Source organism: Micromonospora sp. S-DT3-3-22 (genome assembly GCF_015354745.1).
GTDB lineage: Bacteria > Actinomycetota > Actinomycetes > Mycobacteriales > Micromonosporaceae > Micromonospora > Micromonospora wenchangensis.
The window spans coordinates 15210-37129 of record NZ_JACGMO010000011.1; the positions used below are offsets into that span (position 1 = coordinate 15210).

The 21920-nt window shown below is 73.3% G+C and carries 23 protein-coding genes and 1 pseudogene; 7 read left to right on the forward strand and 17 right to left on the reverse strand.

The window, feature by feature from the left end:
* Positions 1-38: 38 nt before the first annotated feature.
* The 3 genes from H1A17_RS04805 to fdxA form a co-directional block, all read right to left on the reverse strand.
* Positions 39-1043, reverse strand: coding sequence for a prephenate dehydrogenase/arogenate dehydrogenase family protein (locus H1A17_RS04805; protein ID WP_145921607.1), 1005 nt, complete (start codon positions 1041-1043; stop codon positions 39-41).
* An 11-nt stretch (positions 1044-1054) separates the two neighbouring features.
* Positions 1055-2158: a succinyldiaminopimelate transaminase gene (gene dapC, locus H1A17_RS04810; protein ID WP_168222562.1), complete on the reverse strand. Its 1104-nt coding sequence runs from the start codon at positions 2156-2158 to the stop codon at positions 1055-1057.
* 86 nt (positions 2159-2244) lie between these two features.
* Entirely contained in the window at positions 2245-2571 is a 327-nt protein-coding gene (gene fdxA, locus H1A17_RS04815; RefSeq protein ID WP_007072862.1) for a ferredoxin, read from the reverse strand.
* A 79-nt stretch (positions 2572-2650) separates the two neighbouring features.
* Between fdxA and H1A17_RS04820 the strand changes: the two genes are divergently transcribed.
* Entirely contained in the window at positions 2651-3724 is a 1074-nt protein-coding gene (locus H1A17_RS04820; RefSeq protein ID WP_194821164.1) for a GNAT family N-acetyltransferase, read from the forward strand.
* A 111-nt stretch (positions 3725-3835) separates the two neighbouring features.
* Here the strand turns inward: H1A17_RS04820 and H1A17_RS04825 are convergent, their stop codons facing one another.
* The 3 genes from H1A17_RS04825 to mshB all read right to left on the reverse strand — a co-directional run bounded on the left by H1A17_RS04825 (position 3836) and on the right by mshB (position 5829).
* Positions 3836-4300 (reverse strand): hypothetical protein, encoded by a 465-nt coding sequence (locus H1A17_RS04825; RefSeq protein WP_145921610.1) that lies wholly within the window; start codon positions 4298-4300, stop codon positions 3836-3838.
* Between the two features lie 81 nt (positions 4301-4381).
* Positions 4382-4825, reverse strand: a complete 444-nt coding sequence (locus H1A17_RS04830; RefSeq protein WP_145923041.1) for a hypothetical protein — start codon at positions 4823-4825, stop codon at positions 4382-4384.
* Between the two features lie 17 nt (positions 4826-4842).
* Complete coding sequence (gene mshB, locus H1A17_RS04835) at positions 4843-5829, reverse strand: N-acetyl-1-D-myo-inositol-2-amino-2-deoxy-alpha-D-glucopyranoside deacetylase (RefSeq protein WP_194821165.1); 987 nt, start codon at positions 5827-5829, stop codon at positions 4843-4845.
* Positions 5830-5915: 86 nt separating this feature from the next.
* On the opposite strand from mshB, the gene H1A17_RS04840 reads away from it, so the two are divergent.
* A complete protein-coding gene (locus H1A17_RS04840) occupies positions 5916-8060 on the forward strand; it encodes a prolyl oligopeptidase family serine peptidase (RefSeq protein WP_145921612.1) in 2145 nt (714 codons plus the stop codon).
* 22 nt (positions 8061-8082) lie between these two features.
* Here H1A17_RS04840 and H1A17_RS04845 read toward each other — a convergent pair whose 3' ends face one another.
* Positions 8083-8262 carry a hypothetical protein gene (locus H1A17_RS04845; RefSeq protein ID WP_194821166.1) on the reverse strand — a complete coding sequence of 60 codons (180 nt, stop codon included), beginning with the start codon at positions 8260-8262 and terminating at the stop codon, positions 8083-8085.
* Between the two features lie 58 nt (positions 8263-8320).
* Positions 8321-8545 (reverse strand): hypothetical protein, encoded by a 225-nt coding sequence (locus H1A17_RS04850; RefSeq protein WP_194821167.1) that lies wholly within the window; start codon positions 8543-8545, stop codon positions 8321-8323.
* 243 nt (positions 8546-8788) lie between these two features.
* On the opposite strand from H1A17_RS04850, the gene H1A17_RS04855 reads away from it, so the two are divergent.
* A complete protein-coding gene (locus H1A17_RS04855; RefSeq protein WP_194821168.1) occupies positions 8789-9262 on the forward strand; it encodes a hypothetical protein in 474 nt (157 codons plus the stop codon).
* A 90-nt stretch (positions 9263-9352) separates the two neighbouring features.
* Here the strand turns inward: H1A17_RS04855 and H1A17_RS04860 are convergent, their stop codons facing one another.
* Both H1A17_RS04860 and H1A17_RS34200 read right to left on the reverse strand, forming a co-directional pair.
* Positions 9353-10543, reverse strand: a complete 1191-nt coding sequence (locus H1A17_RS04860; RefSeq protein WP_309236702.1) for a helix-turn-helix domain-containing protein — start codon at positions 10541-10543, stop codon at positions 9353-9355.
* On the reverse strand, positions 10533-10739 hold the full coding sequence (locus H1A17_RS34200) for a hypothetical protein (RefSeq protein ID WP_228542974.1): 207 nt from the start codon (positions 10737-10739) through the stop codon (positions 10533-10535). The genes H1A17_RS04860 and H1A17_RS34200 overlap by 11 nt, the downstream gene beginning before the upstream one ends.
* A 113-nt stretch (positions 10740-10852) precedes the next feature.
* On the opposite strand from H1A17_RS34200, the gene H1A17_RS04865 reads away from it, so the two are divergent.
* A complete protein-coding gene (locus H1A17_RS04865; protein WP_194821169.1) occupies positions 10853-11590 on the forward strand; it encodes a DNA-binding transcriptional regulator in 738 nt (245 codons plus the stop codon).
* A 9-nt stretch (positions 11591-11599) separates the two neighbouring features.
* On the opposite strand, the pseudogene H1A17_RS04870 reads toward H1A17_RS04865, so the two are convergent.
* From H1A17_RS04870 to H1A17_RS04900, 7 genes and pseudogenes are all read right to left on the reverse strand, one after another.
* Positions 11600-11698 (reverse strand): annotated as a pseudogene (locus H1A17_RS04870) (type II toxin-antitoxin system RelE/ParE family toxin); the annotation flags it as partial.
* A 30-nt stretch (positions 11699-11728) separates the two neighbouring features.
* Entirely contained in the window at positions 11729-11971 is a 243-nt protein-coding gene (locus tag H1A17_RS04875; protein ID WP_194821202.1) for a type II toxin-antitoxin system prevent-host-death family antitoxin, read from the reverse strand.
* 80 nt (positions 11972-12051) lie between these two features.
* Positions 12052-13794 (reverse strand): ABC transporter substrate-binding protein, encoded by a 1743-nt coding sequence (locus tag H1A17_RS04880; RefSeq protein ID WP_194821170.1) that lies wholly within the window; start codon positions 13792-13794, stop codon positions 12052-12054.
* Between the two features lie 118 nt (positions 13795-13912).
* Positions 13913-14899 carry an ABC transporter permease gene (locus H1A17_RS04885; protein ID WP_194821171.1) on the reverse strand — a complete coding sequence of 329 codons (987 nt, stop codon included), beginning with the start codon at positions 14897-14899 and terminating at the stop codon, positions 13913-13915.
* A 12-nt stretch (positions 14900-14911) separates the two neighbouring features.
* Positions 14912-15922 (reverse strand): ABC transporter permease, encoded by a 1011-nt coding sequence (locus tag H1A17_RS04890; RefSeq protein WP_194821172.1) that lies wholly within the window; start codon positions 15920-15922, stop codon positions 14912-14914.
* Positions 15919-16977, reverse strand: a complete 1059-nt coding sequence (locus H1A17_RS04895) for an ABC transporter ATP-binding protein (RefSeq protein ID WP_194821173.1) — start codon at positions 16975-16977, stop codon at positions 15919-15921. The genes H1A17_RS04890 and H1A17_RS04895 overlap by 4 nt, the downstream gene beginning before the upstream one ends.
* 41 nt (positions 16978-17018) lie before the next feature.
* A complete protein-coding gene (locus H1A17_RS04900; RefSeq protein WP_145921622.1) occupies positions 17019-18065 on the reverse strand; it encodes an ABC transporter ATP-binding protein in 1047 nt (348 codons plus the stop codon).
* Between the two features lie 194 nt (positions 18066-18259).
* On the opposite strand from H1A17_RS04900, the gene H1A17_RS04905 reads away from it, so the two are divergent.
* Genes H1A17_RS04905 through H1A17_RS04915 form a run of 3 tightly spaced genes read left to right on the forward strand, consistent with a single transcriptional unit; the run spans position 18260 to position 21701 of the window.
* Positions 18260-18808 (forward strand): Uma2 family endonuclease, encoded by a 549-nt coding sequence (locus tag H1A17_RS04905; protein WP_145921623.1) that lies wholly within the window; start codon positions 18260-18262, stop codon positions 18806-18808.
* Between the two features lie 32 nt (positions 18809-18840).
* Positions 18841-20277: a TldD/PmbA family protein gene (locus tag H1A17_RS04910; protein ID WP_145921624.1), complete on the forward strand. Its 1437-nt coding sequence runs from the start codon at positions 18841-18843 to the stop codon at positions 20275-20277.
* Positions 20274-21701 (forward strand): TldD/PmbA family protein, encoded by a 1428-nt coding sequence (locus tag H1A17_RS04915; RefSeq protein ID WP_194821174.1) that lies wholly within the window; start codon positions 20274-20276, stop codon positions 21699-21701. The genes H1A17_RS04910 and H1A17_RS04915 overlap by 4 nt, the downstream gene beginning before the upstream one ends.
* The last annotated feature ends 219 nt before the right edge of the window (positions 21702-21920 follow it).

Here is a 21920-nt window from a genome sequence, read left to right on the forward strand (position 1 = left end):
CTAGCGGCGCGGTCGGCGCGCCGCCGGTTTCCGCGCGGTCAGGCCGGCCGCAGCCCGGTGTACGTCACCGTCGCCCGCGCCACCGCGCAGCCGGTCAGGTGTCCGCCGGACTCGCCGACCGACCGGACGAACGCCAACTCCCCGGCGGGGTCGGCGTCGAGGTCGAACGTCCGGCGGACGGGCAGTTCCCGGCCCGACCCGGCCGTCCGCACCGCGCCGGCCCGCTCGTAGTGGGCCACCAGCGTGGGCAGGTCGTCGTCGCGGACCGCCTCGGCGAGCGCGTCGAGCGCGGCCCGTACCTCGGCCAACTGCCGCAGCACCTGCTCCCGGTTGGCCAGCAGCATGGCGGCGGTACGCCGGGCCGGGGTGGTCGCCACCCGGGTTCCGTCACGGAAGCTGCCGGCGGCGAGCCGGACCACCGCGTCGCGCACCGTCGAGTCGGCGGCGGCCCCGGCCAGACCGCCGGCCAGCAGGTGCGGCACGTGCGAGGACAGCGCGACGACCCGGTCGTGCACCTGCGGCGACATCGGTACGACGTGCGCGCCGAAGACGTCGACCACCAGCCCGACCAGCGCCCGGAACGGCACCAGCCCGTCGACGCTCGGGCAGAGCACCCAGGCCGCGTCGGCGAACAGGCCGGCCCGGGCGGCGGTGAGCCCGGCCCGTTCGGTGCCGGCCATCGGGTGCCCGGGGACGAACCGGCCGGTCAACCCGTGCGCCCCGGCGAACCCGGCGACGGCCTCCTTGGTGCTGCCCACGTCGGTGACGATGCACCGGTCGCCGGTCAGCCCCGCCACCGTGAGCAGGGTCTGCGGCAGGCTGGGCAGCGGGCCGCCGAGGAACACCACGTCCCGGTCGCGGACCGCGTCGGCGAGCTCGTCGGGGAAGTCGAGGCCCCGGCGGCGGCCCTCGGCCCGGGTCGCCGGGTCCGGGTCCCAGCCGGTCACCGGGACGCCCGCCTCGTGCAGGCGCAGCAGGATCGACCCGCCGATCAGGCCGGTGCCCACCACGGCGGCCCGGAGCCGGCCGACGTCGTCGCCCACCGCAGCCGTCCCTACGGCTGGGCGAGCCGGTGCGCGACCGCCCCGACGTGCGCGTCGGACCCGGTCAGCGCCACCCGGACGTGCCGCTGCCCCGCCGGGCCGTAGAAGGCCCCGGCGGCGACCAGGATGCCCCGGCGGGCCAGCCAGTCGACGGTGTCCCAGCAGTCCTCGTCGCGGGTGAGCCAGAGGTAGAGGCCCGCCTCGGAGTGTTCCAGCCGGAAACCCGCCCCGGTGAACGCGGCGAGCAGCGTCTCCCGCCGGGCCCGGTAGCGTTCCCGCTGCTCGTCGGCGTGCGCCTGGTCACCGAGCGCGGCCACCATGGCGGCCTGCACCGGTGCCGGGACGATCATGCCGGCGTGCTTGCGGATCTTCAGCAGCTCGGCGACGAGCGCCGGGTCACCGGCGACGAACCCGGCCCGGTAGCCGGCCAGGTTGGACCGCTTGGACAGCGAGTGCACCGCCAGCACCGAGTCGTACGAGCCGCCGCAGACCTCCGGCGCGAGCACCGACACCGGGGCCGCGTCGGCCGTCCAGCCCAGCGGGAGGTAGCACTCGTCGCTGGCCACCACGGCACCGCGCTCCCGGGCCCAGTCGACCACCTTGCGCAGGTGGGCGGCGGGCAGCACCCGGCCGGTCGGGTTGCCGGGCGAGTTGACCCAGACCAGGCGTACCCGCGAGGTGGGACCGACCGCGGTCAGCGCGTCGGACCGCACCACGGTGGCACCGGCCAGCCGGGCGCCGTCCTCGTATGTCGGATAGGCGATCGTCGGCACCACGACCACGTCGCCGGGGCCGATCCCGAGCAGGGTGGGCAGCCAGGCGACCAGCTCCTTGGAGCCGATCGTCGGCAGCACCCCGAGCCCGTCGACACCGGCGGCGCAGGCGCGCGCCACCCAGCCGGCGATGGCCTGCCGCAGCGCCGGGGTGCCCGCCGTCAGCGGATAGCCCGGCGTGTCGGACGCGTCGGCCAGGGCCTGCCGGATCACCGTGGGCACCGGGTCGACCGGCGTACCCATGGAGAGGTTGATCAGGCCGTCCGGGTGCGCCGCGGCCAGGGTGGCTGCGGCGTCCAGGGTGTCCCAGGTGAACTCGGGCAACCGGGCCGACACCGGCACGGGCCGGACCGACGGTTCCGGCGCGGACCCGACCGGGCCCGTACCGGGCCCGGTCGGCGACCCCGCTGCCACGGCGGCGGGCCGGTTCAGTGGCCCTCGCCGCGCGGCGGCTGGCCGGCGACGAACGTCGCGTCCTTCTCCACCTTGCCGATCTTCGACGCGCCCCCCGGCGAGCCCAGGTCCTCGAAGAACTCGTAGTTGGCCCCGGTGTAGTCCTTCCACTGCTCGGGGACGTCGTCCTCGTAGAAGATGGCCTCCACCGGGCAGACCGGCTCACAGGCACCACAGTCGACGCATTCGTCGGGGTGGATGTAGAGCATCCGGTTGCCCTCGTAAATGCAGTCGACCGGGCATTCCTCGATGCATGCCTTGTCGAGCACATCCACGCACGGCTCGGCGATGATGTAGGTCACCGGTCTTCTCCTCCGCAAGACTCGTCGCGATCACCCGCGACGCTAAGAGCCTAGTATCTCGCCGGGGAGGAGGTCGATCGTGCTCCGACAGCAGGATGTGGGACACCGGATCGTGGTTCGCCGCATTGTGGGGATTCGTGAGGGCCGGCCCCTCTTCTCGGACGCCCTCGGCGAACTGGTCGAGCTGAGCGAGACCCATCTCACCATCGCCACCGCGCAGGGCCGGGTCCGGGTGCCGGTGGCCGAGGTGCACCGGGCCAAACGGGTGCCGCCCACCCGCCGGCCCACCGCCTCCGCCGTGGTCGAGCTGGAACTCGCCGCGGACGAGGCGTGGCCCGCGCCGGTACGCGGCCGGCTCGGCGACTGGCTGCTGCGCTCCGCCGACGGCTGGACCGGACGCGCCAACTCGGCCCTGCCGGTGGGCGACCCGGACCGGCCGCTGCCGGCGGCGGTCGACGCCATCGAACGCTGGTACGCCGGACACGGCCAACCCGCCATGGTCAACACACCGTTGCCGCTGGCCGTGCCGGTCGGCGCGGAACTGGACGCCCGGGGCTGGACCGCCCGGCCGCTGACCCTGGTCCAGACCGTCCCCCTGGCCGCCCTGCTGCCCCCGGAGCCATTCCCCGCCGGGACGGACGGCACGTCCCCGGAGCCACTCCCCGCCGGGACGGGTGGCACGTCCCCGGGGCCCGGGGTGGGCCGCCACGGCCCGGCCCCGCGCGACGCGGGTCGGGACGTCGACGGCCCGCCCGTGGTGCTCGACGTCGCGCCGTCCGAGGAGTGGCTCGCGGTCGCCGCCGGGCGCAAGGGCGGCCTGCCGGACTCCGCCCGGCACATCCTCACCGCCGTGGCCCGGGTCCGCTTCGCCCAGGTGTACGCCGACGGCAGGCTGGTCGCGACGGGCCGGGGCACGGTCACCGGGCAGGGCCGCTGGCTGGGGCTCAGCCTGATCGAGGTGGCCCCGTCGGCGCGCCGGCAGGGGCTGGCGGCCCGGGTGATCCGGGCGCTGGCCGGGTGGGGCACGGCCGAGGGGGCGACGCACGCCTTCCTCCAGGTGGAGCAGCGCAACACCGGGGCGGTGGCGCTCTACCGCAAGCTCGGCTTCACCACCCACCACACCTACCTGACCCGGGTCGCCCCACCCACCTGATCCGGCCCGGCCGCCTTGATCGACTCCTGTGGGCCGAGGTTGCGGCATCCCCTCGGTCCGGACACCGCTACCTGCGCCCCGTTGAGTTGATCAAGCCTGGGCCGGCAGCGGTCAGCGGCGGACCACCCGACGTGGCTTGCCGACGTTGCGCTCGGCGTACCGCCGCAGCTGCTGCGAACGGTGGTCACGGCCGAGCGCGACGAGCACCAGGTAGCCGATCGCCACACCGGCCCCGGCGGCGAGGAGGTAGAGCCAGATCTGGGCGAAGAACAGCCCCGCACCGCCACCGAACGGGTTGTTCCCCACCAGCAGCGGGCCGACGAGCACCGTCAGCAGCAGCGCCACGGCCACCGCGGCGGACACGTCGGCACCCCAGCGCGCCGCCGGAACGGCCCGGCCCCGGATGAACACCACCCCGGCCAGGATCAACCCGACCACGACGAACATGCCCAGCGAGACCCGGTCGGCGGCGGTGTCGTTCCCGTCGAAGCCGAGTTTGATGATCACCCGGGCCACCACGTTGACCGCGAACAGGGCCGCCGCGAGTGCGCCGACCACCCGCCACCGTTCCGTCATCACACGCCTCCCGCCGTACCACCCGCCCCGTCGGCGGGTCTCCTGGCAGGAATATCTACCACCGCCGGCTGTGTGTCGTCATCACCCGTCGTGGCGGCGCGGCTGCGGGCTGAGCATCTGCCGGAACGCCATCACCGCGAACGTCATCGCCCCGGTGGTGATCATCGCCAGCCCGACCCAGTTGTCCCCGGCGACCAGCAGGTCACCCTCGGCGGTACGGACCGCCGCCACCGCCATCAGCACGAACCACGGCAGCGCCGGCAACGCCACCGCCCACTTCCGGCCGACCGCCGCGTACGCGAACCAGCTCACCGCGACCGCGCCCAGGATGGTGACCACCACCGACACCCCGATCAACTGCCCGCCGGCCCGGACGGTGGACAGCAGCAGCCCGATCAGGGCGGTGAGCACCCCACCGACCACGGCGACCAGCCCGCCGGCCACCCGCAGCACGACGTCGAGCAGGCGGGCCGTCCAGCCGGGCGGCGGCGGGACGGCGGCGGTCTCCTCCTCGACGACCGGCATCGGCGTGGCGGGCAGGGTCACCGGAGCCCGGCCGACGCCGTGGCCGCCGACGCGTCACCCGCCGGGGTCGCCTGCTCCGGCCGTCGCGCCGCCACCGGCCGGCCGCCCGGCAGGTCCGCCGGGTCCGGGTCGATCCCGGCGAAGAGGTCGCTCTCCCAGCCGTTCGGGCCGCCCCCCGGGCCGGGCTCCCCCACCGCCAGGGTGAAGTACTCCACGCCCATGAACTCCGCGCCGAAGTTGCCGGCGATCGCGTACAGCCAGGAGTTGGCCGGGATCTGGGTGGCGTGCGCCCGCATCGCCGCCTCCTTGGCGGCATGCTGGTCGGTGGCGTCGATCCGGGCGGCGATCTGATCGTCCGGCGTGCCGAACGGCAGGTCGTCGACGCTGTCGATGGCGGCGAAGGGGTTGTCCGACGACTCGGTGAAGTGGCTCATCCCGGCCTCCAGGACGCTGCGCGGCAGCGCCGTCCAGTAGACCTTGGCCGGGGCGATGCCCTCCGCGCCGGCCAGCTCGTGCGCCCGCATCGCCACCCGGTGCGCCTGGATGTGGTCCGGGTGCCCGTAGAAGCCGTTCGGGTCGTAGGTGACCAGGACCTGCGGGCGGATCTCCCGGATGACCTCCAGGAGCAGCCCGGCGGCCTCGTCGAGGTCGGCCCGCCAGAACGCCCGGGGGTGCCCGTTGGTGGGCATGCCCATCATGCCCGAGTCCCGGTAGCGGCCCGCGCCGCCGAGGAACCGGTGGTCGGTGACGCCGAGCGCGGCGCAGGCGGCGGCCAGCTCGCCGATCCGGAACCCGCCGAGCTGGTCGGCCTCGGCGGCGGCGAGCTGCGCCAGCGCCGGCACGTGGATCTCGCCCTCCTCGCCGAGGGTGCAGGTCACCAGCGTGACGTGGGCCCCGGCGGCGGCGTAGTGCGCCATCGTCGACCCGGTGCCGATGGACTCGTCGTCGGGGTGCGCGTGGACCAGCAGGAGGCGTCGGTCGGGCAGCGTCGTCACGACCGTCACTCTAACCGGCGGTCCGGCGGCACCGGGGCGTACGCGTCCAGGCAGGTCGGCCACATCACGCCCGGCACGGCTCTACGATCCGGGTTGTGGACTTTCCCGAGCTGGCCGCCCGTACCCGTCGGTTCAGCCACGGGGCGCCGCGCGCCGTTTCCGTGGCCGACGACGGTTCCCGGGTGGTCTTCCTCCGCTCGGGCGGCCCGCAGGACCCGGCCGACGCGCTCTGGGCGCTGGAGACCGCCTCCGCCGAGGAACGGCTGATCGCCGACCCGGCCGTGCTGCTCGGCGACGACGCCGACCCGGCGGCGCTGGCCCCGGGCGAGCGGACGTTACGCGAACGCCGCCGGCTCAGCGCCGCCGGCATCGGCTCGTACGCGCTGGACGGCGCGGGCCGGGTGGCGGTGTTCGCGCTGGCCGGCCGGTTGTTCCGGGCCGACCTGGTGCACGGCGACGTGATCGAGGTGACCACCGTCGGGCCGGTGATCGACCCCCGACCCGACCCCACCGGGCAGCGGGTGGCGTACGTGACCGACGCCGCCGACGGGGTACGCCGGGGCGAACTGCGGGTGGTCGCCCCGGACGGCACCGACTCCCTGCTGGCCGGCGAGGACGGCGGGGTGACCTGGGGGCTCGCCGAGCACGTCGCGGCGGAGGAGTTCGGCCGGTACCGGGGCTACTGGTGGGCCCCGGACGGGCGGATGGTGCTCGCCGCCCGGGTCGACGAGTCCCGGCTGCCCCGCTGGCACCTGCACGACCCGGCGGACCCGGCGACCCCGCCGACCACCGTCGCGTACCCCCGGGCGGGTGGGCCGAACGCCGAGGTCAGCCTGCACCTGCTCGACCTCGACGACGGCTGGGTCGACGTGCACTGGGACCGGGAAACCTACCCGTACCTGACCTCGGTCGACTGGGCCGACGGCAACCCGCTGATCACCGTGCTGCGCCGGTCGCAGCAGCACGGCCTGGTGCTGGCGGTGGACCCGCGTACCGGGGAGACACAGGTGCACGCCGAGCTGGCCGACCCGCGCTGGGTGGAGCCGATCCCCGGCACCCCGGCGCACCTGCCCGACGGCCGGGTGCTGGTCGGCGGCGAACTGGCCCACGACGGGTACGACGCCCGCTGCCTGTTCGCCGACGGCACCCTGCTCACCCCGCCCTCGCTGTACGTACGGCGGGTGGTGGGCCGGCTGCCCACCGGCCCCGGCCCGGCCGACCTGCTGGTCGAGGCGAGTGAGGGCGAACCGAGCCAACGGCACCTCTACCGGGTCCGTACGGTGATCGGTGGCGGGGTGGACGCCCGCCGGATGAGCAGCACCCCCGGCTGGCACACGGCGGTGGTCGGCGGGGACACCCTGGTCGTCGGCACCGCCTCGTTGGACGACGCAGGGACGACCTGGTCGGTGTGGCGCGGCGACGGCGAGGTGGCCCGGCTGCGGTCGCTGGCCGCCACCCCGTCGTCGGCGCCCCGGCCGATGCTGGTCCGGGTGACCGACAGGCGGTTACCGACGGCGGTGCTCTACCCGTCCGAGCACGTCAAGGGCACCCGGTTGCCGGTGCTGCTGGACGTCTACGGCGGCCCCGGCCACCAGGAGGTGGTGGCCGCCCGGTCGGCCTGGCTGGAGCGGCAGTGGTGGGCGGACTCCGGGTTCGCCGTGGTCACCGTCGACAACCGGGGTACGCCGGGCGTGGCGCCGTCGTTCGAGAAGGCGATCCACCGGCGGGTGGCCGACGTGGTCCTGACCGACCAGGTGGACGCGTTGACCGCGCTGGCCGGCAAGCACCCCGACCTGGACCTGGACCGGGTGGCGATCCGGGGGTGGTCGTTCGGCGGCTGGCTGGCCGGGCTGGCGGTGCTGCGCCATCCGGAGCTGTTCCGGTGCGGCATCGCCGGCGCCCCGGTCAGCGACTGGGCGCTGTACGACACCGCGTACACCGAGCGCTACCTCGGCCTGCCCGACGACGGCATCGACGTGTACGGACACCACTCGCTGGTGGAGCTGGCGGCGGAGCCGCTGCATCCCGGCGAGCCGGCCCGCCCACTGCTGCTGGTGCACGGCATGGTCGACGACAATGTGGTGGCCGCGCACACGCTGCGGCTGTCGGCGGCGCTGCTGTCGACCGGTCGGCCGCACGCGGTGCTGCCGCTGACCGGGGCCACCCACATGGCGGCCGGGGGGCTGTCCGAACGCCTGCTCCGCCTGGAACTCGACTTCCTCCGTACCCACCTGGGCTGAGCCGGGCCGCCGGTCGGGCGGGTCAGCGGGCGGCGGGGCGGCGGGCCAGCAGGGCGAACGCGTTCGGCAGGTGGCCCCGGAAGGCCGCCGCGTCGATTTCACCCATCCGCCAGAACGGCTCCGCGTACTCGTCGAGCTGCCGGACCTCCAGGCCGGCGGTGACCACGGCGGTGACGATCCGGCCGAGGGTCCACTGCCACATCACCGCCCCGTGGGCCGGGAAACTGTCGTCGGCGCAGACGAACGAGCGGCCGAAGTAGCTACGGTCGGGGCGGATGCGCGGTTCGTCCAGACCCCTGGCCGTTGCCGCTCTGCGGGTGGACCACCAGGGGGCGGGTGGCCAGGATGTCACGCAGCAGCGCGCGTTCGCTGGGTACGAGCGTGACGCCGGCCGCCGCCTGGGCCAGCATCTGGTCGTTGGCCCAGACCCGCTCCTGGTGGGCCAGTTCCCACGCGGTCCGGTTGACGCGCGACGTCGGGTCCATGCCCCGAACTGTCCCGACCGGCCGACCGGCGGTCAATCGAATTGCGCCTCTGTCCGGGGGTCAACACCGGCCCACCCGCCTCGCCCCACCCGCCTTGCCCCGGTGATCAAGAGGTTTGCGTCATCCTGCGGCCCGGAATCTGACGCAAACTTCTTGATCACCGGGGTCGGCACGGGGCTGCGGGAGAGGACGGTTTCGATCACACTTTCGGAGGTCCCGCCCGCCCCACACCCCGGAGACGACATGCAGCCCCTGTACGCGGAGCGGGCCACGCGGCGTCGTCCCGGGTGGATGTGGGCCGGTGCCGCTGCGGGGCTGCTGCTCGCAGGGGGAATGTTCGTGGGCAACAGCACCAGGGCCCGCACTCCGGTCGCGGCGAACCGGCTGCCGGGGGAGACGTTCGTGGCCTCCGGCACCGTCCTCCTCGGCGACAGCGGGTCCTTCGTCACCGACGGTCATGGGGGCTGCGCCGGGACGGGCGGCCACGCCGACGTCAGGGAGGGTGCCCAGGTGGTCATCTTCGCCGGCCTCGGATTCGCGGGTGGACGGTTGACCGACGCCCGTGCGCTCGCCGACGGCACCTGCCAGTTCCGGTTCTCGGTGTCGGGAATTCCGGCCCGCCAGGACAGCTACCTGCTGATGGTTGCCGACCGGGATTCCCGGCAGTACGTCGAACAGGAACTGAAGAGCGCCCTACTGGCCCTGCGAGTCGACTGACCGCCGACCCGCCGCGTGACCCGGCGGGCGGCTCGTCGCCGCCCGGGTCGGCGCCGCCGCCGGGCAATCCGGCAGACAGGCCGACCCTCGTCAGAGCAGCCCGAGGCTGACGGCGAGCGGGGTGATCGTGGTGGGGGCACGCGGGTCGCGGGCGAGTTGGTCGACCACCTTCCGTACCGCCGGCCGGTGCCTGACCTCGGCGGGCGCGACACGGTCGGCGCGGATCAGTGCCCGCGCCGCGCCGACCGGATCACCGGTCAGCAGGTACCCGCGCGCCGCGTCGACCAGGTGGGCGGCCCGCTGCTCGACCGGCAGCCAGCGCCACCCGTCCCACCCGATCACCTCCTCGTGCCGGGCGACCGCCTGCGGGCCGTCACCCAGTTCCACGGCGGCGGTGACCCGTCCCGCCTCGACGGCCGCCGGCCCGAACCCCGTCCGGTGATGGTCGTGACCGTCGCCGACCCGGGCGGCCATCTCGGTGGCCTCGTCCAACAGGCCGTCGGCCGCCCGATCGTCCCCCGTCCGTGCCGCGATCAATGCAGCCTGCACCAGTAGCGATCCGCACAACGACCACTCCTGCGGCGTACCACGGTCGGGATCGACCGGGGCGATCTGGTACGCGGCGGCCAGCATCACCGACCGCGCCCGCGCCACCGTCCGCAGCACCTGACCGAGCTGCACCGCCGCGCCCGCCAGCAACACCCGGTCACCAGTGGCGGCAGACATCGCCCGGTCGGCGGCCAACCAGGCGAGGCTTCCCTCGTCCAGCTTCACCAGCAGCGCCGCCGTCACCCGGTACGCCTGCACCACCGCCGCCCGGCCCACCTCCGGGTCCCGCACGTGGGCACGGTGCACCTCGGTCAACAATCCCGGCAGCAACTCCACCAGGCGCGGATAGCGGGCCTGCTGGTACGCCGTCCACGCGTGCCCCAGCGCCCGCGCCAGCCGATCCGCCGGCAGCACCACCCGGCCCGCCGCCACCCGACCAAGAACCATCTCGTACGTCGACAGTGCCGCACTGATCCGGGCGACGCTCGTATCGCGCGTGGCCACCTCGGCGGGTTGGACGTCCCGACCGAGCAGCGTCGCGGTGTCGACCCGCAGCACCGCCGCGACCTCCCGGATGGTCGACATCCGTTCCAGCGGGCGGACTCCACGCTCGACCTTGTCCACCCAGCTCTTCGACTTGCCCAGCCGGTCGGCGAACGACTGCTGCGACAGCTTCCGCCGCACCCGCAGGTACGCCATCCGCCGACCGATCGGCAACGCGTCACCGCTCACCGCGCCACCGCCGATCCGGCACCGCCCGGGTCGTTTCCTCCACGGGTATCCGCTCCGCCTCGGCCTGCGCCAGAATCCGCTGCCGCGCCGCCTCCCGCTCGGCAGCATCGATCTGCTCACCCCGGCTCACCGTCGATCCGTCGCCACGACGCTCCATCGTCACCTCCGTCAACAACGCGGCGGCAGGTTCAGCCACCGCGCGCTACATGGATTCGACGCTGAAATGTCGCTGCACACGACGTCATAGCAAGTGACAAAACGGTCGCCTAGGGGACGACATTAGGGCGACAAAGTCGCTACCGTGACGGCATGGCTGCCCCCAACATCGCACTGCGCGCCGTCCGGACCAGGATGCGCATGAGCCAGGACGACTTCGCCCGCGCGCTGCAGGCCGCCGGCTACCGTGCCGGCGAACCCAACGACGCCAACAAGCGGCTCGTCCAACGCTGGGAGTCTGGGATGACCGCCGCCCCTCGTCCCGTGTACGCCCGTGCGTTGGAGGTCGTCACCGGCCTGCCCATCACACTGCTCGGCTTCGCCACGACCCCTGACGGCGACGCGGTCGACGACCAGGACGGCGGCGACCGCTCGCCCATGTCCGACCTGGCCACCCCGACGCCCAGATCAGCCGCCGCGCACGGGTCACACGAGGGGGTATGGCTCAGCCGCTATCAATACCACTCCAGCAGCCGGGGCGAATCCTTCGCCGGGCAGCACTTCGTGGTCGTGCTCCAGCACGGCGACCGGTTGACCGTGCGCAGCCTGCCCGGCTCGGCGGCATCGTCGCTGTCGCTGGATCTCAGCGTGGACGGTGCCGTCGTCACCGGCACCTGGGTGGAGCAGACCGACCCCGCCGGTCACTACCGGGGAGCCCGCTACCACGGCGCGATCCAACTGCTGGTGGAGCCGACCGGTCGACGGATGGCGGGGAAGTGGGTCGGGTTCGGCAAGGACATGGACGTCAACACCGGCCCCTGGGAGCTGACCTTCCAGGACGCCTCGACGTCCAAGGCGACGCTCGACCGCTACAACACCCCGCCCGGGTAGGCGCTTAGGTCAGAGCGTCTCGTAGACGTCGCTGCGGTGGCCGAGGTGGGCCACGAGGACGACCAATTCCTGGTCGCGGACGGTGTAGACGATGCGATGGTTACCGACGCTCGACGTGAACGGTGTACGTCGGCGAGGTCACAGGCCCAACTCGCGGCGCAGTTCGGTCAGCGGAACGGGCGCGTCGCCCTCGTCGATGCGGGCCAGGGCCTCCCGGGCGGCAGCGACGTCGGCGGCATCCTCGGCGCGTTCGATCGCTTCGGCCATCTCGGCGGGGACGATGGCGGCCAGTCGCTGCCCACGCCGGGTGACGTAGGTGATCCGCCCGGCGTAGTGGGCGCGGGAAACGATGTCCGCGAGACTGTCGCGGGCATCGGAGATCGGCGCAGTGCGCCCACGCGAGCCGACGGGCTCCCTCCGACGCTGATCGGGAGGGAGCCCGGTTCCGGCTCAGTGCGACGTCACTGCTTGACGTGGGCGTTGACGAAGGACGGGTAGCCGAAGACGCTGGAGATGAAGATCCCGCCGACCTTCGAGCCGTGCACCGTGTAGGCCACGTCCACGAAGAGCGGCACCACCGGGGCGTACTCGGTCATGATCCGCCGGTCGAGCTTGCCCCACTCAGGGCCCTGGTCGGCCGGGGGCATGGCCTGGATGCGGTCGATCTCGGCGTTGACCGCCGGGTCGTTGAAGTACGCCTGGTTGCTGTTGCCCTCGGCCTTGATGGTGCGACCGTCGTAGAGCACCGGCAGGATCGACGCGCCGCTGGGCCAGTCGGCGGCCCAGTTGCCGATGTAGAGGTCCCACGGGTTGTTCTTCTTCTTGATCTCGTCAAGTTTCGCGTCGTCCGGGATGTTCCGCAGCGTGATCCTGAACCCGGCGCGTTCCAGGTTGGCCTTGAGCTGGGTGCCCATCTGCTGCTCGGTGGTGTTGTCGGCCACCCCGAGGACCAGCTCCGGGGTCTTGCCGGCGAGCAGTTCCTTGGCTTTGTCGACGTCGCCGTTGGCACCGGCCGGGTAGGCGTCGTACGCCTGGTAGCCGATGGTGGACGGCGGCATCAGGGTGGTCATCGGCTGGGCGACGGTCTGCCCGCCGAGCGCCTTGACCAGGCCGTCGCGGTCGATGGCGTAGTTGAGTGCCCGGCGGACGGCGAGGTCGGTGACCCGCTGGTTGTTGATGACGAGCTGGTTGGCGCTCGGCGTCGGCGACAGGACGCTGCGTGACTTGAGGCCCCGGTCCTGCGCGACCCGGGCGACCAGCGAGGCCGGCACGTAGTTCCAGGCCAACGCGCTCTGGTCGGCGCCGTTGTCGGCGATCACCCGGTTGACGGCCGCGTCGGCGGTCGGCCCGAAGGTCCAGACGAACTGGTCCGGGTACTGGTGGCGGACCGGGTCGGTGGCGGCGTCCCAGTGCGGGTTGCGGTCCAGGGTGAGCTGCACGCCGGCCTGGTTCTTGGCGATCTTGTACGGCCCGGAGGAGAACGGCCGCTGGTCCAGGTTGACGCCGGTGTCCTGCTCGGGCCTGAGCGGCGCGGTGGTCGGCAGCGAGACCGCGAACGGCAGGTCGCAGCGGGGCTTGGCGAACTCGAAGCGCAGCGTCTTCGCGTCCGGGGTGGTCAGCCCCGGCGGCAGCGACGTCTTGTTCTTCTTGAAGTCCCACTTCGTGTCGTACTGCGGGGTGTCGGCGATCCACTCCTGGAGGTAGGTGGGGCCGCCGGTCAGGTCGGGGTCGAAGGAGCGGGCGATGCCGTACGCGATCTCCTTCGCCGTGATCGGGCTGCCGTCCTCGAACTTCACCCCGTCCTTGATGGTGAACTCCCAGACCCGGCAGTCGCTGTTCACGTTGTTGCCCGGGTTCTGCGCCAGGTCACCGACCAGGACCAGGCCGCCCCTGCCGTCGTCCTTCCAGGTGGTCAGGTAGCGGGCGAACAGCGGGTTGGCCATCAGACCGGCGAACGAGTACGTCCGCTGCGGGTCCAGGTGCGAGATGGGGGTCTCCCGGATGATGGTGAAGGTGCCGCCCCGGGTCGCCCCGTCGATCTCGGCGGCCGGGCCCTGGGAGTCCTTCGGATCGGTGGCGATCACCCCGGTCTGCTGCCGGTCGGTGTCCACGGTGGTGCCCTCACCCGTGTTCTCCGAGCAGGCTCCCAACGCCACCACCAGGGCGATCGCCCCGCCCACGGCGGCTGCTGCGCGTGGTCGCATCTCCTACCTCCTCCACCCGGTCACCGGCGGAGGTGACCGCCGACACCCGGGATCTTCAAGAAGAAAAACTTCGGACTGTCTAGCAGATTTCGGTAACTTCCACCGCCCGACGGGCCGGTCAGCGCAACCGCACCCGGGGGTCGATCGCCGCGTACAGCAGGTCCACCAGCACGTTCGCCAGCACCACGAAGACCGCCGCGATCAGCACGGTCGCCATGATGGTGGGCAGGTCACCGGCGCGGACCGCGTCGACCGCCGTCCGCCCCATGCCGTTGAGGCCGAAGGTCGTCTCGGTGATCACCGTGCCGCCGAGCGCGCCGCCGACGTCCAGACCGGCGATCGTCACCACCGGCGTGATCGCCGCGCGTAGCGCGTGCCGCCCGTAGACCGTGCTTCTGGCCAGGCCCTTGGCCCGCGCGGTCCGGACGAAGTCCTCCGACAGCGTCTCCAGCATCTGCGCCCGGGACAGCCGGGCGTAGATCGCCGAGAACAGGAACGCCAGCGACAACCAGGCCAGCACCAGCCCGCCGGCCCACCGGAGCGGGTCGTCGGACAACGGCGTGTAGCTCGGCACCGGCAGCCAGCGCAGCGTGTAGACGAACACCAGCAGCAGCACCGCCCCCACGAAGTAGAGCTGCAACGACGCCCCGGCCAGCGAGAAGCCGATCGCCGCCCGGTCCAGCCAGGTGCCCCGGCGCAGCGCCGAGACCATGCCCAGGCCCACCCCGAGCAGCAGCCACAGCACCGCCGCCGGGACGACGATGCTCAACGTCACCGGCAGCACCCGGGCGATGGTGTCGCTGACCGCCTCGTTGGCGACGTACGACCAGCCCAGGCAGGGCGCGTCGCACCGGCCACCCTGGGCGCTGCCGAGGTCCCGCCCGGTGACGATGCCCTTCATGTAGCCGGCGTACTGGCTGATCAGCGGGTCGCGCAGGCCCAGCTCCTGACGGACCCGCTCCAGCCGTTCCGGGTTGCAGTTCTTGGGACACATCCCGGTGACCGGGTCCCGGGGCAGGGCGAAGAACATCAGGAAGCTGAGCACGCTGACCGCGAAGAGCGTCAACGCCGCCGAGAAGAGCCGCTTGACCAGGAACCGCGCCATCGCCGGGCCCTCCTACCGGGACGACTTCGGGTCGAGCGCGTCCCGCAGCGCGTCGCCGAAGAGGTTGAAGGCGAACACGAGCGCGAAGATCGTGATGCCGGGGAAGAAGACGTACGCCGGGTCGGTCTGGAGGTAGTCCAGGCTGCGGTAGATCATCCGGCCGAAGCTCGGGGTGGCGTCGGTCAGCCCGACGCCGATGAACGACAGCGCCGCCTCGCTGGTGATGTACGCCGGCACCGCCAGCGAGAACGACACCAGGATGGGCGCCCAGAGGTTCGGCAGCAGTTGCCGGAACAGCATGTGCCCCAGCCCCGCGCCGCTGGCCCGCGCCGCCTCCACGAACTCCCGCTCGCGCAACGCGATCACCTGTCCGCGTACCAGCCGGGCGGTGCTCGTCCAGCCGAACAGCGCGAAGATGGCGATCAGCACCCCGATCTGGAACGCGGCCGGCACCTCCTCCCGCTGGCCGTAGAAGCGCAGCGCGACGGTCGGCGTCAACGCCAGCGCGATGATCAGGAACGGCATCGCCAGGGTCAGGTCGGTGACCCAGTTGACCACCGCGTCCAGCCAGCCGCCCAGGTAGCCGGCGAGGGTGCCCAGCACGACACCGATCGCCGCCGTGGTCACCGCCGCCGCGAACGCGATGAACAGCGAGGTGCGCAGCCCGTGCACCATCCGGATGAAGATGTCCCGGCCCAGCCCCGGCTCCAGCCCGAACCAGTGTTCCCCGGTCACCCCGCCGGCGTACCCGAGCGGCATCCCGAAGCCGTCCAGCCGGGACTGGAACTGCTCCCGGGGGCCGATCCCGTACGCCCACTCGATCAGCGGCACGGCGAGCGCCACCAGCACGAAGAAGACCAGCATCCCGCCGCTGACCAGGCCGGTGCGGTCCCGCCGCAGCCGGGCCCAGGCGAGTTGGCCGGGCGAGCGTCCGACGAACCCGGACCCGGGCCGGTCGCCACCCGTCCCGGCCTCGGCCTCGGCCTCGGCCAGCGTCGCCGGATCGACCGGGGACACACTCATGTCGCCACCTCCTCGGCGTTCCCGCCGACCCGACCCGCGCCGGCAGCCGCCACGGCACCGCCCGCCCCGGCCGGCGGCGGTCCGGTCTCCGGGAAGTGGCAGGCGGTGGCGTGCCGGCCCCCGGCGTCGACCACCAGCGCCGGCTCCTCGCGGGCGCAGACGTCCTGCGCCCTGGGGCACCGGGTGCGGAACCGGCAGCCCGACGGCGGGTCCAGCGGCGTGGGCACGTCCCCGGTCAGCCTGATCCGCCCCGCCCCACCCGTCGCGGTCACGTCCGGAACCGCCGACAGCAGCGCCCGGGTGTACGGGTGCCGGGGCCGCCGGTAGATGTCGTCCCGGTCGCCGATCTCGACGATCCGGCCCAGGTACATCACCGCGACCCGTTGGCAGAAGTGCCGCACCACGGCCAGGTCGTGCGCGATGAACACGAACGCCAGGCCGAGGTCGCGTTGCAGGTCACGCAGCAGGTTCACCACCTGCGCCTGGATCGAGACGTCGAGCGCGGAGACCGGCTCGTCGGCGACGATCAGCTTCGGCCGCAGGGCCAGCGCGCGGGCGATCCCGATCCGCTGCCGCTGCCCGCCGGAGAACTCGTGCGGGTAGCGGTTGTAGTGCTCCGGATTGAGCCCGACCAGTTCCAGCAGTTCCCGTACCCGCTGCCGCACCCCGCCGGGCGGGTCGATCCCGTTGACCTGCAACGGCAACGCCACGATCCGTCCGACGGTGTGCCGGGGGTTCAGCGAGGCGTACGGGTCCTGGAAGATGATCTGGAGGTCCTGGCGCAGTGGACGCAGCTCACGCCGACGGGCGTGGGTGATGTCCCGGCCGGCGAACTCGATCGTCCCGGCGGTCGGCTCCAGCAGCCGGACCAGCATCCGGCCGGTGGTGCTCTTGCCGCAGCCGGACTCCCCCACCAGGCCCAACGTCTCGCCGGGCCGCACGTCGAAGTCCAGCCCGTCCACCGCCCGCACCAGTCCCCGGGACCGCAGGCCGGTGCGGACCGGGAAGTGCTTGGTCAATCCCCGCACCCGCAACAACGGCTCACCAGCGTTCATGGACCCGCCTTCCGTCCGCGACCGTGGCACGTTCGTCGCGCTCATGGGGACACCCCGGCCCGGGACACGGCCTGGTGGGAGAGGGCGGCGCGGTCGTCGGCGGGGAGGTGGCAGGCGACCAGGTGGCCGTCCGTGCCGGCCGGGGCGAGGCGCGGCACCTCGGCGCGGGAACGGTCGCCGGCGTACCGGCAGCGGGGGTGGAACGCGCAGCCGGACGGCAGGTCGATCAGCGAGGGCGGGTTGCCCGGGATGGGCACCAGGTCCGCGTCCGGGTCGCCGTGCAGCGACGGCACGCTGGAGAGCAACCCCCAGGTGTACGGGTGCTGCGGCCGACGGAGCACCTGCGTCACGCCGCCCTGCTCGACCACCCGCCCGGCGTACATGACCAGCACGTCGTCGGCGACCTGGGCGACCACCCCCAGATCGTGGGTGATCAGTACGATCGCGGTGCGGAACTCGGCCTGGAGGTCGGCGAGCAGGTCGAGGATCTGGGCCTGCACCGTCACGTCCAGCGCGGTGGTCGGCTCGTCGGCGACGACCAGCGCCGGGTCGTTGACCAGTGCCATCGCGATCATCGCCCGCTGCCGCATCCCGCCGGAGAACTCGTGCGGGTACTGGTCGTAGCGGCGGGCCGGCTGCGGGATGCCCACCCGGTCGAGCATGTCCACCGCACGGGTCCGCGCCGCCCGCCGCCCCGCCCGGGGATGGTGCACCCGGTACGCCTCGGCGATCTGCCGCCCCACGCTGTAGTAGGGGTGCAGCGCGGAGAGCGGGTCCTGGAAGATCATCGCCGCATCCCGGCCGCGCAGCCGGCGTACCCGGTCCTCGGGAAGGCCGACGAGTTGCCGCCCGCCGACGGTGATCCCGCCGGTGACGGTGCTGCGTCGGGGGTCGTGCAGGCCGAGCACGGCCAGCGCGGTGGCGCTCTTGCCGGAGCCCGACTCGCCGACGATGCCGAGCGTCCGGCCGCGCGGCACGGTGAAGGACACCCCGTCGACCGCGCGTACCACGCCGTCGGCCGTGTCGAACCGCACCCGCAGGTCGTCCACCCGCAGGTACGGGTCGTCGCCTGCCTTCGGACTGTCCACGACCGCCTCCTCGGATTGTAGGGAACCTACAACAAAGAGCCGAGGCTGAAAATAAGCTACGGAGCGGGAGCTGTCACCGGACCACAGCGTAGTCGCCGCACGGTGTCGTCGCCGTCCGGTCGCACCCGGGGTGCGACCATGGGCGGGGTGCCCGGTGGAGGATGCCCGGCGACACGAGGTGGAGGTGGCCGACCATGACCGCAGCGGTGTTCGGCCACGACGGACCGTGGACCGAAGAGGAGTACCTCTCCCTCGGCAAGACGTCCCAACGCGTCGAACTCTTCGACGGGAGCCTCCACGTGACCCCAGCCCCTACCCCCCGCCACCAGAACATCTCGGGTGAGCTCCGGGCCGCGCTACGGCAGCCGGCCCGCAGTGCGCACCTGCGGGTCCTGGAGGCGGTCAACGTCCGCCTCAAGCCGGGTCGGATCACCATTCCCGATCTCGTCGTCACCGGCGAGATCGACTTCGACGAGGTCCACGTCGAGGCGCACGACGTCCACCTGGTGTGCGAGATCATCTCGCCCGGCAACGCGGCGACCGACAAGGTCCTCAAGATGCACTACTACGCCACCGCCGGGATCGAGTGGTACCTGCTGGTCGAGCAGCAGAACGGCAACCTGCACCTCTACCGCCGACACGGCCGGCACTACCTGGAGCACGCGGTCGCCAAGGTCGGGGAGACGCTCGACCTCACGGAGCCGGTGCGGGCCACGATCCGACCCGAGGATCTGCTGCCCTGACGGATGTCGGTGGACTGGCCTAGGGTCGGTCCATGACCGAGTTCGACGCGGCGGCCGCAGCCGTACAGGCCGCTCTCGACGCGGGTGCCCGGTATGCGGACGCCCGGGTGATGCACCTGCGCTACGAGTCGATGTCCGCGCGCAACGGCGCGATCGAGGAGCTGACCCAGAACGAGAGCATCGGCCTGGGCGTACGCGCGCTGGTCGGGTCGGGGTGGGGCTTCCACGCCGTACCCGAACTGTCCGACGCGGCGGCCCGCGCGGCCGGCCGGCGGGCCGCGGAGGTGGCCGCCGCGAGCGCCCGGGTGGCCGGCCCACCGATCACGCTGACCCCGGCCGAGCCGGTGGTGGCGAGCTGGGCCTCCGACTGCGCGGTCGATCCGCTCGGCGTGCCGCTGTCCGACAAGGGTGACCTGCTGGTCCGGGCCACCGAGGCGGCACGCGGGCAGGGGGCCGACCTGGCCGAGGGGCTCTACCAGATCTGGGACACCCGCAAGTGGTTCGTCTCCAGCGAGGGGCACCGCATCGACCAGCACATCCGCGAGTGCGGCGGCGGCATCTCGGCCACCGCGATCGGCGAGCACGAGACCCAGCGCCGCTCCTGGCCGAGCTACCGGGGCCAGTACGGCACCACCGGGTGGGAGCTGGTCGAGTCGCTCGACCTGACCGCGCACGCCGCCCGGATCGCCGACGAGTCCCGGGCGCTGCTCACCGCGCCGGAGTGCCCGTCCGGCGAGACCGACCTGATCCTGGGCGACGAGCAGCTCGCGTTGCAGATCCACGAGTCGGTCGGGCACGCCATCGAGCTGGACCGCATCCTCGGCTGGGAGGCCGCCTTCGCCGGCACCTCGTGGCTCGACCTGGCCCAGCTCGGGTCGCTGCGCTACGGCTCCGAGCTGATGAACGTCACCATCGACCCGACGATCCCCGGCGCGCTGGGCAGCTTCGGCTTCGACGACGAGGGCTCCCCGGCGGTCAAGCGCGACGCGGTACGCGAGGGCCGCTGGGTCGGGGTGCTCGCCGGCCGGGACTCGGCCGCCGTCGCCGGCCTGGGTTACGGCGGCAGCGTACGGGCCGACGGCTGGGCCCGGCTGCCGATGGTGCGGATGACCAACGTGGGCCTGGAACCCGGGCCGCACACCCTCGACGAGATCATCGCGGCCACCGACGACGGGGTGCTGATGGACGTCAACCGGTCCTGGTCGATCGACGACCGGCGGCTGAACTTCCAGTTCGGCTGCGAGATCGCCTGGGAGGTGCGCAACGGCCGGCGCGGCCGGATGCTGCGCAACCCCACCTACACCGGCATCGGCCCGCTGTTCTGGCGGTCGATGGACATGCTCTCCTCCGAGATCGTCCCGTGGGGCACCCCGAACTGTGGCAAGGGCCAGCCCGGCCAGATCGGGCACACCGGGCATCCGGCGGCGCCGGCCCGGTTCCGGGGCGTCCGGGTGGGGGTGCGGGCATGACCGGCCTGCGGGACACCGGGGCGACCGAGTTGGACGTCGCCGCCCGGGTGGTGGAGCTGGTCCACGAGGTCGCCGGTCCGGCCGCCGAGGCCGAGGTCACCGTCGTCCGGCACGATCTGGCGCTGACCCGGTTCGCCAACTCGTTCATCCACCAGAACGTCGCCGAGTCGCAGCTGACGGTCCGGCTGCGGGTGCACGTCGACGGTCGGACGGCCGCCGGGAGCGGCAGCCTGGTCGGCACCGACGGGCTGCGGGCCCTGGTCGGGCGGACCCTCGCCGCGGCCCGGCTCTGCCCGCCCGACCCGGCCTGGCCGGGGCTGACCCCACCGTCGGCGGTGCACTCCAACGGCCTGCTCGACGAGGCGACCGCCTACGCCGAGCCGGCGGCCCGGGCCGACCGGGTCCGGGCCTTCGTCGACGCGGTGGGTGGGCTGGAGGCGGCCGGATACTGCCGGACCGCGTACCGGTCGGGGGCGTTCGCCAACTCGGCCGGCCAGGCGGCGCAGGGGCGCACCACCGAGGCGGCGATGGACGGCATCGCCCGGGCGGGCGGCGCGGACGGGGTGGCCCGGCTCTGCGCCGGTCGCCTCGACGAGGTGGACGGCGCGACCCTGGGGGCGCGGGCGGCGGCGAAGGCACGGGCCGCCGCCGATCCGGTCGAGCTGCCCCCGGGCCGGTACGAGGTGGTCCTCGAACCGGCCGCGGTGGCCGACCTGTTGCAGAATCTCGCCTGGTACGGCTTCAACGGCAAACGGCACGTCGAGGGCCAGTCGTTCGCCCGTCCCGGCGTCGCCCAGTTCGATCCGGCGGTGACCCTGGTCGACGACCCGACGTACGGCGGGGCGATGCCGTTCGACCTGGAGGGCACCCCGCGTACGGCGCTGACCCTGGTCGAGGCGGGCACCACCCGCGCGGTGGCCCACGACCGGCGCAGCGCCGCCGGTGCGGGCACGTCGTCGACCGGGCACGGGACGCCGGGCGGCGCCACCTTCGGCCCGATCCCCCGTAATCTCCGGATGCCCGGGACGGCCGACGGCCCGGTGGACCCGGCGGTCGGCGGCGGTCCGACCGGCGGCCCGGTCGCGGGGGCGGTGGCGGACGCGGACACCGCCGCGCTGGTCGCGCCGATGGCCAGGGGGCTGCTGGTCAGCGACTTCTGGTACACCCGGGTGCTCGACCCGAAGAGCCTGGTGATCACCGGGTTGACCCGTAACGGGGTGTGGCTGGTCGAGGACGGCGTGCCGGTGCGGGCGGTGCGGAACTTCCGGTTCACCCAGGCGTACCCCCGGGCGTTGGGGCCGGGGGCGGTGCTCGGCCTCGGCCGGCGGCCGGTCCGTCAGCCGGACCGGTTAGACGGCGGCTGGTGGGAGGGGCCGTCGCTGCGGCTGGCCTCGTGGAACTTCACCGGCGGCGCGTCGGGCTGACCGGTGCCGCAGCGCCCGTGCGGCCGGGCCCGCAGCCGCCTGACGCCGACGGTACATTGATCTTGGCTCGGGTCTTTCCAAGGTGCGGGACACACGGGACACTGCGTTGCGCGGCCCGGCCGTGATGATCGGCGTAACGTGTGTCACTTAGCTGCGCCGATGTCCCGGCGTGGCCGCCTGCTTGCGCACGACGCGGCAGTGGACACGGTCCGGCCGGTC